Raw genomic sequence first — 16,989 nt, 5'->3', positions numbered from 1 at the left:
GACGCGGCTCACGGCGCGCGGCTCACGCAACGCGACTCACGGCACGTGGATCACGGGACGCGGCTCACAGGACGCGGCCCCCGCCGACGGCTCCGGCCCTGCCGGCCGCGCCCCGCAGGCGCCCTCCGAGAGCACCGCTCCCGACACCGAGGACGCCCCCACCGGAAGCTAGTTCCCCGCCACCGGCGAGGGAACCCCGGACCGTCGAGGGAACCAGATGCATCTGGCTCCCTCGACGGGTCGGGGTTCCCTCGATGGCGGGACGCGTCAGCGCGTGTCAGCGCGCGTCGCGGCGGCGGCGCGTCACTCCGAGCGCGAGCGCTCCACCGGCGAGCAGGGCGAGGGCCGCCGCGGCGGTCCAGCCCGTCTCGACGCCGGTGCTCGCGAGTCCCGAGCCGGTCCGCGGAGGAACGGCGCCGGCCGGAGCGGGAGCCGGCGTGCGGGTCGGCTCGGCCGAGGGCTGAGCAGTCGGCTGCGCGGTCGGCTGAGCGGTCGGCTGAGCGGTGGGCTCAGCAGTGGGTGCGACCGTGGGTGCGACAGTGGGCTGCGCGGTCGGCGCCACCGTCGGCCCAGCAGTCGGCGCCACCGTCGGCGCAGGAGTCGGCACCGTCCCCGCCCCGAACAGGGACTCCGCGGAGCCGAGCGAGGCGAGCACCGTCTCGCCGTTAGCGTCGTCCACGCCGTCGTTGTCGGTCACCGCGAACACCTCGCCGGAGCCGGTGATCCCGAGGCCCTCGAGCTTCTCCTGGGTCCAGCCGTTCCCGGCCTGCAGTGCGGGCAGCACGTCGACCGCGAGGGTCTTCTCGAGCATCGGCAGCGTCTCGCCGACCGCCGCGCCGGCGCCCGTTGGCAGCGGCACCGTGTAGACGGCCTTGAGCGCGGCGTCCGGCCCGTTGAGCTTGTCGCGCTCGATCACCGCGAGCGTGCCCGCGGGGGTCAGCGTGATCTCCGAGAGCCCGTTCCAGTCGCCGTCCGCACCGGACACGGCCTCCAGCGGGTAGCCGAAGAAGCTCCAGGTCCCGGCGGCGACGTCGTAGCGCCCGATCCGGACCACGCCCTCGGCGTCGATCGAGGCCTCGCGCTGCAGCGCCGTCCAGACGATCTCGCCGTCGGCGCCGTCCTCGACGGCCACTCCCTCGAAGCCCTGCTTGCCCAGTGCGGAGGCGAGCTCCGCGGGGAGGACGATCTGCTCGGTCACCGCGGCGTCCGCGTCGAGTCGCAGGAGCGCGTTGCCGTTGCCGGTCGCGCCCTCCGTCACGGCCCAGAAGCCTCCGTCGGCGCGCGCGGCGATCCCCTCCAGGTCCAGAGCGGCGGGCTCGCCGCCCTCGGTCACCGTGAGCGTCGTGTCGAGCAGCGCCGGCGAGACGGAGGTGTCGATGGAGTGGAGGGTGCTCGGCGCGTACGCGCTGTCGCTCACCGCGTACAGGCGCTCGGAGTCGGCCGGGTCGGTCGAGAGGCCCGAGAGCGCACCCCAGGGCAGCGGCGATCCGTCGACGTCGGCCGACAGCACGGTCGGGAACGCGAGGGCGGAGGCGCCGAGCGCGTAGAGCTGCACGCTCGCGCGGACGGCGGCCTCGGCGTCGTCGGTCTCGCTCGAGACGACCAGCAGATCGCGCTCGGGCAGGGCGAGCAGCCCCTCCGGGCCGGGAGTCGACGGCAGCGCCTGCACGAAGCGCGGGGCGGTCGGATCCGAGACGTCGTAGACGGCCACGAAGTTCGCCCGCTCGGCCCCGACGAACACGTAGGGCACGCCGTCGAAGGTCGCCGAGAGCAGACCCTCGGGCTCGGAGCCCTTGGCGTCGGAGCGCTTGTCCGGGTAGAGCCCGAGGCGCACCGCGAGGTGGTCGAAGGAGTTGCCGGCGTCCCACTGCACGGCCCCGGTCGCGGCGTCGAGGATCGACCAGCCGCGCGTGCCGCCCTTCCAGTCGCCCTCGTTCGCGATCGCGACGTGGTCGTCGCCGACCCAGCCGATCGCGTCGGGCTCGCGCGGGACGTCGGTGATCGAGCCGGTCAGCGAGATCGAGTCGTCGTCGAGCGTGTCGATGCCGCTGACGGAGGCGGTGCCCGCGGTGTAGGAGGCGGTGACGGAGCGCGTGGCCAGGTCGACGATCGCGACGGCGTTGTTCTCCTGCAGCGTCACGGCGACGGCCGTGTCGGCCGGGTTGATCGAGACGTACTCGGGCTCGGGGTCGGACGGGGTGTCGAGGCCGGCGAGACCGGTCAGGTCGACGTGCTCCGGCACCCAGCCGGCGGGATCGCCCGCGAGGTCCATCACCACGAGCTCCCCGGCGGGCGCCTGCGGGAGGTCGCCCTCCTCGCCGCCCTCGGGGGCGAGGTCCTCGTCGCGCTGGTTCTCGATCGCGATCACCGCGGTCGAGCCGTCGGTGGTGACGTCGATGGAGTCGGGCTGGCCGCCGAGCTCGATGCTCGCGACGGGCGCGAGGTCGTCGGCGTGCAGGACGCTGACGTGGCCGGAGGGGTTCGCGAAGTCGCCGTCGCTCGTGTCCACCACCGCGAGCACGTACTCGCCGGTCGCGTAGACCGAGGTCGGCTCGCCGCCTACGCCGACGCCGCCGAGCGGCTCCGGGGAGTCGGGGTCCGAGATGTCGAGGACGTTGATGCGCTGCCCGGCGGAGTCCGTCGAGTAGACCAGGCGACCGTCGGGCGACGCGCTCGAGATCTCGGCGACCGCGGCATCGACGGCAGGGTCGGCCGCGTTCAGGGAGGCCGGCACCGTGGCGATGCGGGTGAAGAAGGAGTCGCCCGCGGCGGAGGCGGGCAGGGCCGCGGCTCCGAGTGTGCAGCCGGCGAGGGTCACGGTGAGAGCGAGGGCGGCGGTGCGGGTGCGGGTACGGCGAGAGGACACGGGTCTCCTGAGCGGCTTCGAAGGAACCCGCTCACGCTGACCGCCTCCGGTGAACGCTCCGCCGACCGCAGGTGTCCGCCCGGCGAACGCGCGGTGGCGGAGCCGCGACGCCGCCGGGCGGCGTCGTCAGCGCGCGAGGCCCGCCGCGGCCGAGCCCCAGGAGGCGAGGGCCGCGCGGACGCGCTCGTCGCGAGCGAGCGTCAGCGCCTCCGCGTACCCCTCCTCCAGCACCTCGTCGAGCCGCACCCGTGAGCCCGTCTCGGAGGAGCGGACCGCCGCCTCCACCATCGCGAGGCTCCGCACGTTCGAGTGCACCTCGCCCGAGGGCACCGCCCCCGAGCCCAGCACCCGCACGAACTCCGCGAGCGAGCCCGCGATCTCCTCGGGCACCGGCTGGAGCGTGGCGGTCCGCACCGCCTCCGACTCGCGCGACTGCCACTCCGGGGCGCCGTCGCCGTCCCAGTGCGCGGTGCCGCCGGCTCCGTTCACGCGCCAGTCGCCGTTCCACGAGGTCTCGAGGCCGTCGGCGCACCAGCTGCCGGTGTAGCTGAAGCGCACTCCGCCGGCGAACTCGAACACGGCGCTCGCCGCGGCTCCGTCGGCGTACCAGCTCCAGCCCGGGTTGTACTCCTCGCAGTAGACCGCGACCGGGTCGCTGTCGAGCAGGTACCGCGCCGCGTCGAAGGCGTGGATCGCCATGTCGACCAGGAGCACGTGGTCCATCTCGTCGCGGAAGCCGCCGAAGCGGGGCGCCTTCGCGAAGTGCACGGAGGCGGTGCCCAGCTGCCCGAGTCCCGCGATCTGCTCGCGGAAGGCGGTGATCGCCGCGTAGTAGCGGCGCGACTGGCTGGTCATCAGGAGTCGGCCGGAGGCCTCGGCCGTCGCCGCGAGCACCAGCGCCTCGGCGATGGTCGGCGCGATCGGCTTCTCCGAGAGCACGGGCAGCCCGGCGAACAGCGCCTCCGAGCTGACGGGCAGGTGGGCCCGCGGCACGGTCACGTTGACCACGGCGTCGGCGCCGGAGCGCGCGGCGACCTCGGCGACGGAGGTGCCGACCGCGACCGGGCCGACCCCCTCCTCCTCCGCCGCCGCCGTGGCGAGGTCGACGTCGAGGTCGACCAGGCCGACGAGCTCGGCGTCCGGGGAGTCGCGGATGGTGCGGATCCAGGCGCGACCCATCGCGCCGGCGCCGACCTGGACGAGGCGGACCGTCATCGGACGAGCGCTCCCTCGTAGTCCTGGCCGTTGTGGAAGTCCTCGGTCTCGTAGCGCTGCAGCACCGGGAGGCGGCGCTCGGGGCGCGAGGAGCGCACCCACTCGACGCCGTTCGCGATCACGCGGCGCACCTCGGCCTGGTGGTAGACGGGGTAGTCCTGGTCGCCGGGGGAGAAGAAGAAGATGCGCCCGTGGCCGCGCTTCCAGGTCATGCCGGAGCGGAAGACCTCACCGCCTGTGAAGGTCGAGAGGAACACGAGCTCGTCGGGCGCCGGCACGTCGAAGAACTCGCCGTACATCTCCTGCTGGGGGATCACGAAGGGGTGCGGGATCCCCTGGGCGATGGGGTGCGTGGGGTCGATGGTCCAGACCAGCTCGCGGTCCTCCTCCGAGCGCCAGCGCAGCGTGCAGGTGGTGCCCATGAGCTTGCCGAAGATCTTCGACCAGTGGCCGGAGTGCAGGACGACGAGGCCCATGCCCGAGAGGACGTGGCGCTGGACGCGCTCGACGATCTCGTCGGAGACGTCGCCGTGGGCCATGTGGCCCCACCAGACCAGCACGTCGGTGGCGTCGAGGACGTCCTCGGTGAGGCCGTGCTCGGGCTCGTCGAGCGTGGTGGTGGAGACGGTGGCGCGCTCGCCGAGGTTCTCGCGGATGCCGTCGGCGATCGTGCTGTGCATGCCGTCGGGGTAGATCGCGCGGACCTTCTCCTCGATCTGCTCATGGCGGTTCTCGCCCCAGACGAGGACGCGGACGGGGGAGGAGGGTGTGGTCACGGTGTTCCTTCTTCGACGGTGGAGACGGTGCGGCAGTGGGGCGGCCCGACACGGGGTTAACCGCTTTACCGGCCGCGTCTCCTAGGATGCGGGAGACGTCCGCCCCGCGTCAACCACGGCCGGGCGGCGCGAGCGGAGGAGGCGCGGTGGCCACGATGAGGGACGTCGCGCGCCTCGCGGGGGTCTCGATCGCGACCGTGTCGTTCGTGGTCAACGACACCAAGCCCGTCTCGCCCGAGACCCGCGAGCGGGTGCGGGCGGCGATGCGCGAGCTCGGCTTCCGGCCGCACGCCCTGGCCCGCGCCCTCGCGCGGCGCCGCTCCGGGATCGTCGCGGTCGTCTATCCGCTCGTGTCGAGCCGGCCGCTCAACACCGCCACCTCGTTCCTGCTCGGAGCGGCCGAGGCCGCGGCGGAGCAGGACCACTCGATCGTCCTCTGGCCGACGGTCGGCGGATCCGACCGCCTCGCCGACCTGCGCGCCGACGGCCTGATCGACGGCGTCGTGCTGATGCAGGTCACCAGCGAGGACGAGCGCGTGCCGATTCTGCGCGACTCCGGCACCCCCTTCGCCCTGATCGGCCGCACCCGCGACCCGTCGGCCCTCGACTGGGTCGACATCGACTTCGAGGGGATGGTCGAGGAGGCGCTCGGCCGGCTCGCCGGTCTCGGGCACGCCCGGGTGGCGCTCGTGCTCGGCCCGGACCGCGACGCCGCGGCCGACTTCGGCCCCTACGCCCGCACGCAGGAGGCGTTCGCGCTCGCCTGCGCCGCCCGCGGCGTCGAGGGCGTGCTGCTGCGCTGCGAGGAGTCGCCCGCCGGCGGCCGCGCGCTCGCCCGCTCGTTCGACCCCGGCTCCGCGACCGCCGCGGTGATCGTCAACGGAGGCGCCGCCGTCGGGTTCGCGCACGAGGTGCGGCACCGCGGCCTGCGGGTGCCCGAGGACGTCTCGATCGTGCTGCTCGCCTCCGACCCCGACGTCGCCGACCTGGCCGACCCCGCGCTCGACCTGCTCGTCGCGCCCGGCCGCGAGCTCGGCCGCCGCGGAGTGGAGGCGCTGCTCGCCCGCCTCGCCGACCCCGCCGCGCCGCTCCTCCAGGAGCGCATCGGCGGCCCGTGGCGCCCCGGCGGCTCGGTCGCCCCTCCGCGCTGACGGCCGACGCCGGGAGACGCACCGGCAGCGGGCGCTACGGCACGATCGAGTCGATGTAGCCGCCGTCGACGCGCACGGCGGCGCCCGTGGTGGCCGAGGCGAGCGGGGAGGCGAGGTACGCCACCATGTGGGCGATCTCCTCCGGCTCGATGAGGCGCTTCAGCAGCGACTGCGGCCGGTGCAGGCGCATGAACTCGCGCTGCGCCTCCTCCCACGGCAGCTCGCGGTCGACCAGCTCGTAGACGAAGTCCTCGACGCCGCCCGTGTGGGTCGGCCCGGCGAGCACGCTGTTCACCGTCACCCCGGTGCCGGCGGCCGCCTTGGCGAAGCCGCGCGAGACGCCCAGCAGCGCCGTCTTCGACACTCCGTAGTGGATCATCTCGGCGGGCGTGACGACGGCGGAGTCGCTGCCGATGTAGAGGACACGGCCCCACGCGCGCTCCATCATCCCGGGGAGGTAGGCGCGGGTGAGGCGCACGCCGGTGAGCACGTTGACCTCGAAGTAGCGGCGCCACTCGTCGTCGTCGATGGAGAGCGCATCGGCGGAGCCGAAGATCCCGAGGTTGTTGACGAGCACGTCCACCTCGGCGGCCGCGCGCAGGAGGGAGGCCGTGCCCTTCTCCGTCGACACGTCGGCCGCGACCCCGCGCACCCTCGCCTCCGGCACCGCCGCGCTGACGGCCTCGATCGCCCGGCGGATCGACCGCTCGGAGCGGGCGTTCACGATCACCTCGGCGCCCGCCTCCGCGAGCGTCGTCGCGATGGCCAGCCCGATGCCCTGCCCCGACCCCGTGACGAGGGCCGTGCGCCCGGTGAGATCCAACCCGATCATGCTGCTCCGCTCCGCTCCGCTCCGCCGCCCGCCGGCCGCGCTCGGGGTCGAGCATGCCACCGAGCCCTGACATCCGGCCCACTCCCGGCTGAGGACGCCCGCGGGACGCCGCGGCGTCGCTCGGAACGGCGGAGACCGTTGCCAACCGGACACTCGTGCGTTACGGTCTAACCAATCGGCAATACGTATTACCCATGGGTAACGGGCCGATGATCCAGACTGTCGACGAGGACGAGGCGGACGCGTGACCCCGATGAAAGCAGATGTCGCCGTGATCGGCGGCGGTCTCGGAGGAGTGGCGGCGGCGATCGCCCTCGCCCGCAACGGCCTCTCGGTCGTGCTGACCGAGCAGTACCCGTGGCTGGGCGGCCAGCTCACCTCGCAGGGCGTCCCGCCGGACGAGCACACCTGGGTCGAGCAGTTCGGAGTCACCGCCGACTACCGGCGCCTCCGCGACGGCATCCGCGGCTACTACCGCCGCAACTACCCCCTCACCGCCGAGGCGATGCGCGACGAGCGCCTGAATCCCGGCCGCGGACTCGTGAGCCGGCTCTGCGCCGAGCCCCGCGTCGCCGTCGCCGTGCTCGACGAGATGCTCGCCCCCTATCGCTCGAGCGGAGCGATCCGCGTCGTCACCGGCGTCGTCCCCTTCGCCGTCGACGGCGGCCCGGGCAGGATCGAGCGCGTCCTGCTGCGCGACGCGGTCTCGGGCGAGGAGCTCGCCGTCTCCGGGCGGTACGTGGTCGACGCGACCGAGACGGGGGAGCTGCTCCCGCTCGCGGAGGTCGACTACGTCACGGGCTCCGAGTCGCGCGACGAGCACGGCGAGCCCAGCGCTCCCGCCGTCGCCGACCCGATGAACGTGCAGGCCGTCACCTGGTGCTTCGGCTTCGACAGCGCGGACGGCGACCACACCGTCGAGCGCCCGGCCGACTACGACTACTGGCACGAGTACGAGGTGCCCTTCTGGGGCGGGAAGCTGCTGTCCTTCACCGCGCCCAACCCGAGGACGCTGCGCCCCGAGACCCGCACGATGCACGTGAACGCCGTGGGCGACACCCGCACCGCGGACCAGCGCGCGCAGGGCGGGGACACCGACCTCTGGATGTTCCGCCGCATCCTCGCGACCGAGACCCTCCGGCCGGGCGCGCTCGACAGCGACATCGTGCTCGCGAACTGGCCGATGCTCGACTACCTCGACAGCTCGATCCTCGACGTGCCGGAGCCGGAGAAGCACCTCGCCGGCGCCCGCGCGCTCTCGCTGTCGTACTTCTACTGGCTCCAGACCGAGGCGCCCCGTCCCGACGGCGGCCGCGGCTGGCCCGGTCTCCGGCTCCGCGGCGACGTGATGGGCACCGCCGACGGCCTCGCGCAGGCCCCCTACATCCGCGAGTCCCGCCGGATCCGCGCGCTCACCACGGTGCGCGAGCAGGACGTCTCCGTCGCCGCCCGCGGGACGGGGAGCCCCGCGCGCTTCGACGACTCCGTGGGCGTGGGCATGTACCGGATCGACCTGCACCCGACCACCGGGGGCGACAACTACCTCGACGTGGAGTGCTCGCCGTTCGAGATCCCGCTCGGCGCCCTCGTCCCGCGCACCCCGACGAACCTGCTGCCCGGGGGCAAGAACATCGGGACGACGCACATCACCAACGGCGCGTACCGCCTCCACCCCGTGGAGTGGAACATCGGCGAGGCCGTCGGCGAGCTGGCGGCCCTCGCCCTCGCCGAGGACCTGTCGCCCCACGAGATCGCCGCCGACCCCGCCCTCGTCGCCCGCCTGCAGGCGAGGCTCGAGTCGCGCGGCGTAGAGACCCACTGGCCCGACGTCGTCGGGTACTGACCGGGAACACCGAGAAAACCATTGGAGAAAGAGAGACGATGAGACCAGCGAAGAAGCTGATGGCCTCGCTCGCCGCAGTCGGAGTGATCGCCGCCCTCTCGGGCTGCGGCGCCGCCGGCGGCGGGGACGACTCAGCACCCGTCGCTCTGAGGATGTCCGTCTGGACCTCCGACGAGAAGCAGCTCGCCCTGTTCGACTCGATGGCCGACGAGTACATCGCCGACCACCCCGAGATCGAGTCCGTGACCTTCGAGTCCCTCCCGTTCGCGGACTACAACTCGACGCTGACCACGCAGGCCGCGGGCGGCAACGCCCCCGACCTCGCCTGGGTGGGCGACATCGCGAAGGACCTGATCGACGCCGGAGCGCTCGCTCCGCTGACCGAGACCTTCGAGGGGACCGAGGGCTACGAGTACGACGACATCCTGCCCAGCGTGGCGCAGTCGTTCAGCCAGGACGGCGAGCTCTACGCGTACCCGTTCTCGAACTCGCCGTTCGCGCTGTACGTGAACCAGGACCTCATCGCGCAGGCCGGGCAGACCGTCGACCCCGCGACCCTCAGCTGGGAGGACGTCGACCGCATCGGCGCGGCCGTCAACGAGTCGACCGGCAAGGCCGGCTACATCATCCGCGACTTCGACTTCTCGGGCTGGCTGAGCCTCGCGAACCTCTGGGCGGGCTGGGGAGCCCAGCCGTGGAGCGACGACGGGACCCAGTGCACGATGGACTCGCCCGAGATGGTGGAGGCGTTCCAGTTCTTCCACGACTCGGTCTACGTCAGCGGCGCGACCCCCGGGCCCGGCGTGACGGCGGACTTCTTCGCCGGCGACGCCGCGTTCACGACCGCGCAGGTCTCGCGCGCGAGCCTGCTCGACGGCTCGTTCCCGTTCGAGATCTACCCGCTGCCCGTCGGCCCCGCCGGCGAGTACGGCAACATCGGCCAGGCAGGCATGGCCGCGCTCGCGGGCGGCGACCACGTGGAGGAGGCGACCGGCTTCCTCTCGTTCATGACCAATCCGGAGAACTCCGCCAAGCTCGCGCAGTTCTTCCCGCCGCCCCGCGAATCGCTGCTGTCCGGCGAGGAGCTGGCCAAGGTCAACACGAAGCTCAGCGCCGAGCAGCTCGACCGCGTCGTGGTCGACGAGCTGGCCGACGTGTCCGCCACCCCTCCGGTGACGAGCCCCGCCGAGATCACCTCGGTCGGCAAGACGGCGCTGGACCGCATGTGGTCGGCCGACGCTGACGTCGCCGAGGTGCTCGGAGGCGTCTGCGACGCCATCGCGCCCGTCCTCCAGGGGAAGTGATCCCGTGACCGCGACCTCGACGGACAGCCGCCGATCCGCTCCCACCGGCGCCTACTGGAACCTCCGGCGCCGCGACGCGCTCGCCGGCTGGCTCTTCATCGCGCCCCAGCTGCTCGGTGTGATCGTGTTCGTGCTGCTGCCCGTCGGGCTCGCGGTCTGGTTCAGCCTCAACGAGTGGAACGTCTTCACCGGCTCCATGACCTTCGTGGGCGGCGAGAACTACGAGCGGGCGATCAACGACCCGAGCATCGGCGCGGTCCTCGGCACGACCGCGGTCTTCTCCGGGGGAGTGGTGATCCTGAACCTCGCCCTCGGGCTGGGCCTGGCCGTGCTGCTCAACCGGAGGATCCCGGGCGGCGCCCTGTTCCGCACGCTCTTCTTCTCGCCCGTCGTCATCTCGGTGGTCGCCTGGACCCTCGTCTGGGGCTTCCTCCTCCAGGACAACGGCGCGATCAACGGCCTGCTCTCGCTGGTCGGCCTCGACGGGCCGAACTGGCTCCAGGAGGGGCCCACCGCGATGGCGAGCGTCATCGTCACGCAGGTCATCCGCAGCGTCGGCGTCAACATGGTGCTCTTCCTCGCCGCGCTGCAGGGAGTGCCGGGCGACCTCTACGAGGCGGCCCGCCTCGACGGCGCGAGCCCCCGCGCGATCTTCTTCCGGATCACGCTCCCGCTCATCTCGCCCACGCTGCTCCTCACCGCCATCCTCACGATCGTCGGCTCGCTGCAGGCGTTCGCGCAGGTCGCCGTCCTGACCGAGGGCGGGCCCGAGCTGTCGACGACAGTGCTCGTCTACTACGTGTTCCAACAGGCCTTCGAGTTCAGCGACATCGGCTACGGCGCGACGCTCTCGCTGATGCTGCTCCTCTTCGTCCTGATCCTCACGGTCGTGCAGTGGCAGCTGCGCAAGAAATGGGTCTTCTATGAGAACTGACGCCGTCGTCGAGCAGGGGACCCCGCTCACGCCACGCCTCGAAGCCGTCCCGGAGCCGCCGGTCAAGCGCCGCCGCGGCCGCAGCCCGCTCATGACCGCTCTGCTCGTCGTGACCCTGATCCTGCTCGTGCTGCCGTTCGCGGTGCCGACGTTCTGGATGATCGCCTCGTCGTTCAAGCCGGTGAACGAGATCTTCTCCAACCCGCCGACCCTGCTGCCGGACTCGCCGAGCCTGGCGGGCTACGCCGAGGCGTTCAGGTTCCAGCCGTTCGCGCTCCAGTACTGGAACAGCCTCTACATCGCGGTCACGGTCACCGTGGTGACGCTGCTGGTGTCGAGCCTGGCCGGCTACGCCTTCGCGCGGATCCCGTTCCCGGGACGCAACGCGGTGTTCCTCGTCGTCCTCACCGGCCTGCTGGTGCCGACGGAGGTGACGATCATCCCGCTGTTCCAGATCTTCCGGCAGCTCGGCTTCATCGACACCCACGTGCCGCTGCTGCTGGTGCCGATGGTCGGAGCGCCGGCGGTGCTGGGCACGTTCATCATGCGGCAGTACTTCATCGCGATGCCCGGCGAGCTGGAGGAGGCCGCGCGCCTGGACGGCCTCGGCCGCTTCGGGATCTGGCGGCGCATCTTCCTGCCGCTGTCCAAGCCCGCGCTGTCGGCCGTCGCCATCCTGACCTTCCTCGGGTCCTGGAACATGTACCTCGAGCCGACGGTCTACCTGACCTCGCCCGAGCTCTTCACCCTGCCCCAGGCGCTCACCCGCTTCACCGACGCCTACGGCGGGGAGATGTGGGACGTCCAGCTCGCCGCGGCGACAATGACGGTCGTGCCCGTGCTGGCCGTGTTCCTCCTCGCTCAGCGGCAGTTCGTGGAAGGGCTCGCGCACTCCGGTCTGAAAGGCTGACGCGGTGTTCACGGATCGCCCCCTCGCCGCTCTCCGCGAGTTCCGGGCGGAGGTCGCGGAGCCCGAGGACTTCGACGCCTTCTGGCGGGGCACCCTCGCGCTCGGGCGGGAGGGCGGCCCCGCCGTCAGCGCCGCTCCGGTGGACGCGGGCCTCCCGCTGGTCCGCGTCCGGGACGTGCGGTTCCCCGGCTTCGCGGGCGAGCCGATCGCCGCCTGGCTCGTGACCCCCGCGGTCGACCAGGGCGCTCCGCTCCCCGTGGTGATCGAGTACCCCGGCTACGGGAGTGGACGGGGCCGGCCGATCGAGCACCTCTGGGTCGCCGCCGCCGGGTTCGCGCACCTGGTCGTCGACGCGCGCGGCCAGGGAGCCGGCCGCCTCGCCCGCTCCGGAGCCACTCCCGACCCCCACGGCAGCGGACCAGCGTACCCCGGGGTCACCACCCGCGGCATCGAGTCGCCCGAGACGTACTACTACCGGCGCCTGATCGCGGACGCGGCGCTCGCCGTCGACGCCGTGGAGGCGCTCCCCGGGCTGGACCCGGATCGCGTGGCGGTCTTCGGCGGCAGCCAGGGCGGAGCGCTCGCGACCGCGGCGGCGGCGCTGCGACCCCGGGTCCGCGCGGCGATCGCCCTGGTGCCGTTCCTCTCCGACGTCCTGCGTGCCACGACCATCACGAACGAGGCGCCGTACGTGGAGATCGCGCGTTATCTGGCGACCCGCCCCGAGGACCTCGCCGCCGTCGAGCGGACCCTCTCCTACGTCGACGGCGTCCACTTCTCGCAGCGGCTGCGCTGCCGGGTGCACCGCTCGGTCGGCCTGATGGACCCGATCTGCCCGCCCTCGACGGTCTTCGCCGCCCACAACGTCTCGGGCGGCGAGATGTCGATCGACGTCTGGCCGTACAGCGGTCACGAGGGCGGCGGGACCGGCGACCGGGAGCGGGCACTGGAGGTGCTGCGCGAGGCACTGGGGTGACCGGTCGGGCGTGACCCCGCGTCTCAGGGCGCCGGCGCCTCCTCCATCCCCAGCCGCATCGCCAGCTCCATCGCGCGCAGGCGGGCCGGCGAGACGTCGTAGGGCAGGCTCCGGATGATCTCGCCGGCGCTCCGGGCGCGGGAGCCCCGTGCGGGATCGGGGGCCGGCGCGGGGTCCTCGGGCGGGTGCGCCTCGTCCCACGCGTCGAAGATCGCCTCGTCCTCCTCGAGCTGACCGGACTCCTCGACGACGCGCATCAGCCGGGCTTCGAAGGCGTGCCGCTCCTGCGCCACCTGCTCCACCCGGGGGTCGTCCTCGGCGACCGTGTCGTCGAGGGCCTCCTCGGCGGCGTCGACGCGGTCGGCCTCCGCCCGCAGCGCCGGATCGGCGGCGAGGACGACGAAGCGGCCGGCCTGGGAGACGGCGCCCAGCGGGCCGAACATCCGCTCGGTGACCAGCAGGGTGTCGAGGTCGGCCTGGCGCAGCGAGCCCTCGGGTGCGCCCTCGAGGCGGCGCGAGACGATGTCGTCGAGCAGCCCCAGCCGGCCGCCGAGGGTCCGCATGCGCCGGACCGAGGCCCGCTTCCGCTGCAGCTCCTCCTCCTGCGCGGCGAGCGCGTCGTCCAGCCGGGCGAGGACGCCCGCGACCTCGTCCTCGCGGTCGGCGCGCTTCTCGGCGCTGCCCGGGGCGCCGACGGCGAAGGCGTCCCGGATGTCCTCGAGCGCGACCCCGGCATCGGCCAGGCGGCGGATCCAGAGCAGCCGGATGATGTCGTCGTACCCGTAGCGCCGGCGGCCGTCGCCGCCCCGCTCGCGCTCGGCGAGCAGGCCGAGCCGGTGGTAGTGGCGGATCGCCCGCGGAGTGACGCCGGCGAACGCGGCGGCGTCGCCGATCTGCACTTCGCGGGGCGGGGCGGGGAACGGGTGCATGAGGGACCTCTCGGATCGGGACGGTGTGCCTCGAGCAGACCACATGACGCAGGGGCAGGAGCAAGCCGACCCGGCCTGCTCCCACCCCTGCGTCCGCCCCTGCGTCCGCGCTCAGCGCGCCAGGCGCACCGTCGCGATCTCGAACGGACGCAGCTCGAGCCGCACGTCGGCCGACTCCGCCTCGACGGAGCTCTCGATGCGGACCTGCTCGGTCGGGCGCTCCATCAGGTCGGTGCGGGTGACCGCGCGGACGGCGAAGGCGGCGCGGAGGGTCGCCGTGGCGCGTCGGCCGAGCGACTCGTAGATCCGCACGATCACATCGCCGCTGCCGTCGTCCGCCGCCTTCACGGCCTCGACGATCACCGAGGGGTCGTCGATCGACACCAGGGGAGCGACGGGCGAGGCGCCGGTGAGCCTGCGGACCGGGGTGTTCAGCGCGTAGCCGGCCTCGACGGCGTCGGGCAGCTCGGCGCCGACGACGAGCGAGACGGCGAGGCGGTGGCGGCCCTGGTCGGCGTCCGGGTCCGGGAACAGCGGCGCGCGCAGGAGCGAGAGCCGGACCGTGGTCGTCGGGGTGCCGGCCGCGGCGCGGTCGCGGGTGATGTCGTGCCCGTAGGTGGAGTCGTTGACGACGGCGACGCCGAAGCCCGGCTCGCCGACGTGCACCCAGCGGTGCGCGACGGTCTCGAAGCGGGCGGCGTCCCACGTCGTGTTCACGTGGGTCGGGCGGTGCACGTGGCCGAACTGGATCTCGGACGTCGCCCGGTCCGAGAGCAGGTCGAGCGGGAAGGCGAGCTTGAGCAGCTTGCGACGCTCGTGCCAGTCGATGTCGAGGTCGAGGTCGACGGCCGCCCGGCCGATCTGCAGCGAGACGGTCTGCGCGACCGTGGAGCCGCCGAACGAGCGCGTGATCACGACCGCCGGGACCTCGCGGCCGAGCGGGTCGCTCACGGTGCCGGCGCGGACCGAGTCGACGCCGACGAGGTCCTCCACCGTGCGGCGGTAGTTGTCGTCGAGGTCCCAGGCGTCCCACTTGTTCGGGGTGTCGCGGTGGAGCTGGAGGAGCCCCGCGGCGGCGCCGGCGGGCACGACCTCCCGGCCGCTCGCGAGGTCCACGACCGACTCGAGGAGCCCGGAGGCGCCGATCCGCACGCGGACGAGCCCGTTGTCGAGGACGTGCGCGTCACCGTCGGCGGAGAGCGTCGGAACGGCGGCCGACTCGGAGTCTCCGGCCGGTGCCGCACCGAGCGCGGGCGCGCCCCCGACGGCGAAGGGGGAGGAGTTCACCAGCAGCTCCGCGGAGCCCTCGCCGGCGACAGCCCGGACGGCCTCGGCGATCATCTCCTCGATCCGCTGCGCGATGCGGGCGTAGTTCTCCTCCGCCTCGCGGTGCACCCAGGCGATGGAGGTGCCGGGCAGGATGTCGTGGAACTGCTGCAGGAGGACCGTCCGCCACATCTCGCGCAACTCGTCGGCCGGGTACGGCACACCGGCGCGGACGAGGGCCGTGGTCGCCCACAGCTCGATCTCGCGGAGCAGGTGCTCGCTGCGCCGGTTGCCCTGCTTGGTGCGCGCCTGCGACGTGTAGGTGCCGCGGTGGAACTCGAGGTAGAGCTCGCCCGACCAGGTGGGCGCGTCCGGGTACTCGGCCTGCGCCTCCTCGAAGAAGCGGCGGGGCGTGGAGAGCTCGACGGTCGGCGAGCCCTCGAGGCTGCGCGTGCGGCGGGCGGCCGCGATCATCTCGCGGTTGGGGCCTCCTCCGCCGTCGCCGTAGCCGAAGGGCACGAGCGACATGGTGCCGCTGCCCTTCTCGGCGTACTGGCGCTCGGCGCGGGCGAGGTCCTCGCCGGAGAGGTCGGAGTTGTAGAGGTCGACGGGCGGGAAGTGCGTGAACACGCGGGTGCCGTCGATGCCCTCCCACCAGAAGGTGTGGTGGGGCATCGTGTTGGTCTCGTTCCACGAGATCTTCTGCGTGAGGAACCAGCGCCCGCCCGCCCCGGCGATGATCTGCGGCAGCGCGGCGGAGTAGCCGAAGGAGTCCGGGAGCCAGACCTCCTCCGTGTCGATCCCGAACTCGTCGAGGAAGAAGCGCTTGCCCTCGAGCAGCTGGCGCACGAGCGCCTCGCCGCCGGGCATGTTCGTGTCCGACTCGACCCACATCCCGCCGACCGGCACGAAGCGGCCCGCGAGCACATGGCCGCGGACGCGCTCGAACAGCTCCGGGTGGTCGCGCTTCAGCCACGCGTACTGCTGCGCGGAGGAGGCGGCGAAGACGAAGCCCTCCTCGCGCTCGATCAGGTCGCAGACGTTCGAGAACGTGCGGGCCACCTTGCGGGCGGTCTCGCGGGCGGGCCAGAGCCAGGCGGAGTCGATGTGGGCGTGGCCGACGGCGTGCAGGTGGTGCGCGCTGGCCGAGGCGGGGCGCTCGAGGACCGTCCGCAGCGCCTCCCGGCCGGCGGCGGCGGTGCCGGAGACGTCGTCCGGATCGAGGACGTCGACGGCGCGGTCGAGGGCGCGCACGATCTCGGCGCGGCGCTGGGAGGACTCGGACAGCTGCCCGATCAGCCCGACGAGCACGGCCATGTCCTGCTCCAGCTCCCAGACCTCCCGGTCGAGCAGACCGAGCTCGAGGCGGCGGAGGCGGTAGAGCGGGTCGGACGGCAGGGCGCCGTCGGCGGGGCGGCCGCCGAGCGCCGTGGGGGTGAAGGACCAGTCTCCGGTGATGTTCGGGTTGGCGGCGGCCTCGATGTAGAGCTCGACCGTGCGGTCACCCGCCTCGCGGCCGGGAAGCCGGTCGAGCGGGACCGACTGGTTGAACGGCTCGACCGCCTTCACGACCGTGCCGGTCGCGGAGAAGACGAGCCCCTCCGCCTCGAAGCCGGACTGGGCGCCGGTGTAGCCGAGGTCGACGACGAGCTCGGGCTCGCAGCCCTCGACGCCGACCCACGAGGCGGGGATCTCGCCGCGCACGTGGAACCAGACGGTGCCCCACGGGGCGCCCCACGGCTCCCCGATGCGGACGGGCGCGTAGGACGCGCCCCGCGCCTGGTCGAAGGGGACCGGCTCGCCCGGAGCGGTCCACGACTCGATCCCGAGCGGCTCGACCGCCCGGTGGACCGCCGGCCGGAGGCTCTCGGCGCGGAAGCGGGCGATGCGGGCTTCGATGCGGGTGCTGTCGTCATGCATGCGTTCTAGTGCTCGTTCCGTGTGCGGTGGGGGGAGGCGGCGGCGCGGAGGGCGCCGCCGCCTCGGG

General features: G+C 73.2%; 12 protein-coding genes. 6 read left to right on the top strand and 6 right to left on the bottom strand.

Annotated features, from left to right (window positions below; translation table 11 throughout):
• Positions 1 to 277 precede the first annotated feature (277 nt).
• The 3 genes from C5D44_RS14910 to C5D44_RS14900 all read right to left on the bottom strand — a co-directional run bounded on the left by C5D44_RS14910 (position 278) and on the right by C5D44_RS14900 (position 4,857).
• On the bottom strand, positions 278 to 2,866 hold the full coding sequence (locus C5D44_RS14910; RefSeq protein WP_181118527.1) for an esterase-like activity of phytase family protein: 2,589 nt from the start codon (positions 2,864 to 2,866) through the stop codon (positions 278 to 280).
• 126 nt (positions 2,867 to 2,992) lie between these two features.
• Complete coding sequence (locus tag C5D44_RS14905; protein ID WP_104282120.1) at positions 2,993 to 4,081, bottom strand: Gfo/Idh/MocA family protein; 1,089 nt, start codon at positions 4,079 to 4,081, stop codon at positions 2,993 to 2,995.
• Entirely contained in the window at positions 4,078 to 4,857 is a 780-nt protein-coding gene (locus C5D44_RS14900) for a ThuA domain-containing protein (RefSeq protein WP_104277535.1), read from the bottom strand. The genes C5D44_RS14905 and C5D44_RS14900 overlap by 4 nt, the downstream gene beginning before the upstream one ends.
• 155 nt (positions 4,858 to 5,012) lie before the next feature.
• Between C5D44_RS14900 and C5D44_RS14895 the strand changes: the two genes are divergently transcribed.
• Positions 5,013 to 6,008, top strand: a complete 996-nt coding sequence (locus C5D44_RS14895) for a LacI family DNA-binding transcriptional regulator (RefSeq protein WP_258065274.1) — start codon at positions 5,013 to 5,015, stop codon at positions 6,006 to 6,008.
• Positions 6,009 to 6,042: 34 nt separating this feature from the next.
• Here the strand turns inward: C5D44_RS14895 and C5D44_RS14890 are convergent, their stop codons facing one another.
• Positions 6,043 to 6,837: an SDR family NAD(P)-dependent oxidoreductase gene (locus C5D44_RS14890; RefSeq protein ID WP_104277540.1), complete on the bottom strand. Its 795-nt coding sequence runs from the start codon at positions 6,835 to 6,837 to the stop codon at positions 6,043 to 6,045.
• 256 nt (positions 6,838 to 7,093) lie between these two features.
• Here C5D44_RS14890 and C5D44_RS14885 point away from each other — a divergent pair, with 256 nt between their 5' ends.
• From C5D44_RS14885 to C5D44_RS14865, 5 genes are read left to right on the top strand one after another with little or no spacing between them, the layout of a single operon-like run.
• Positions 7,094 to 8,683, top strand: coding sequence for an FAD-dependent oxidoreductase (locus C5D44_RS14885; RefSeq protein WP_104282122.1), 1,590 nt, complete (start codon positions 7,094 to 7,096; stop codon positions 8,681 to 8,683).
• A gap of 38 nt (positions 8,684 to 8,721) precedes the next feature.
• Positions 8,722 to 9,987, top strand: coding sequence for a sugar ABC transporter substrate-binding protein (locus C5D44_RS14880; RefSeq protein ID WP_104277533.1), 1,266 nt, complete (start codon positions 8,722 to 8,724; stop codon positions 9,985 to 9,987).
• Between the two features lie 4 nt (positions 9,988 to 9,991).
• Positions 9,992 to 10,921, top strand: coding sequence for a carbohydrate ABC transporter permease (locus tag C5D44_RS14875; RefSeq protein ID WP_104282119.1), 930 nt, complete (start codon positions 9,992 to 9,994; stop codon positions 10,919 to 10,921).
• Positions 10,911 to 11,831 carry a carbohydrate ABC transporter permease gene (locus tag C5D44_RS14870; RefSeq protein WP_244229554.1) on the top strand — a complete coding sequence of 307 codons (921 nt, stop codon included), beginning with the start codon at positions 10,911 to 10,913 and terminating at the stop codon, positions 11,829 to 11,831. Before C5D44_RS14875 ends, C5D44_RS14870 begins: the two co-directional genes overlap by 11 nt.
• 4 nt (positions 11,832 to 11,835) lie before the next feature.
• Positions 11,836 to 12,807: an acetylxylan esterase gene (locus C5D44_RS14865; protein WP_104282118.1), complete on the top strand. Its 972-nt coding sequence runs from the start codon at positions 11,836 to 11,838 to the stop codon at positions 12,805 to 12,807.
• Between the two features lie 23 nt (positions 12,808 to 12,830).
• Here C5D44_RS14865 and C5D44_RS14860 read toward each other — a convergent pair whose 3' ends face one another.
• Both C5D44_RS14860 and C5D44_RS14855 read right to left on the bottom strand, forming a co-directional pair.
• A complete protein-coding gene (locus tag C5D44_RS14860; RefSeq protein ID WP_104282117.1) occupies positions 12,831 to 13,736 on the bottom strand; it encodes a MerR family transcriptional regulator in 906 nt (301 codons plus the stop codon).
• Between the two features lie 111 nt (positions 13,737 to 13,847).
• Entirely contained in the window at positions 13,848 to 16,922 is a 3,075-nt protein-coding gene (locus tag C5D44_RS14855; RefSeq protein ID WP_104282116.1) for a glycoside hydrolase family 38 C-terminal domain-containing protein, read from the bottom strand.
• Positions 16,923 to 16,989 lie beyond the last annotated feature (67 nt).

Origin of the sequence: Rathayibacter sp. AY1B5 (assembly GCF_002932795.1) — a bacterium.
Classification (GTDB): Bacteria; Actinomycetota; Actinomycetes; order Actinomycetales; family Microbacteriaceae; genus Rathayibacter.
Note: the sequence above shows the minus strand (reverse complement) of the source record. Positions and strands in the feature narration are given on the sequence as shown.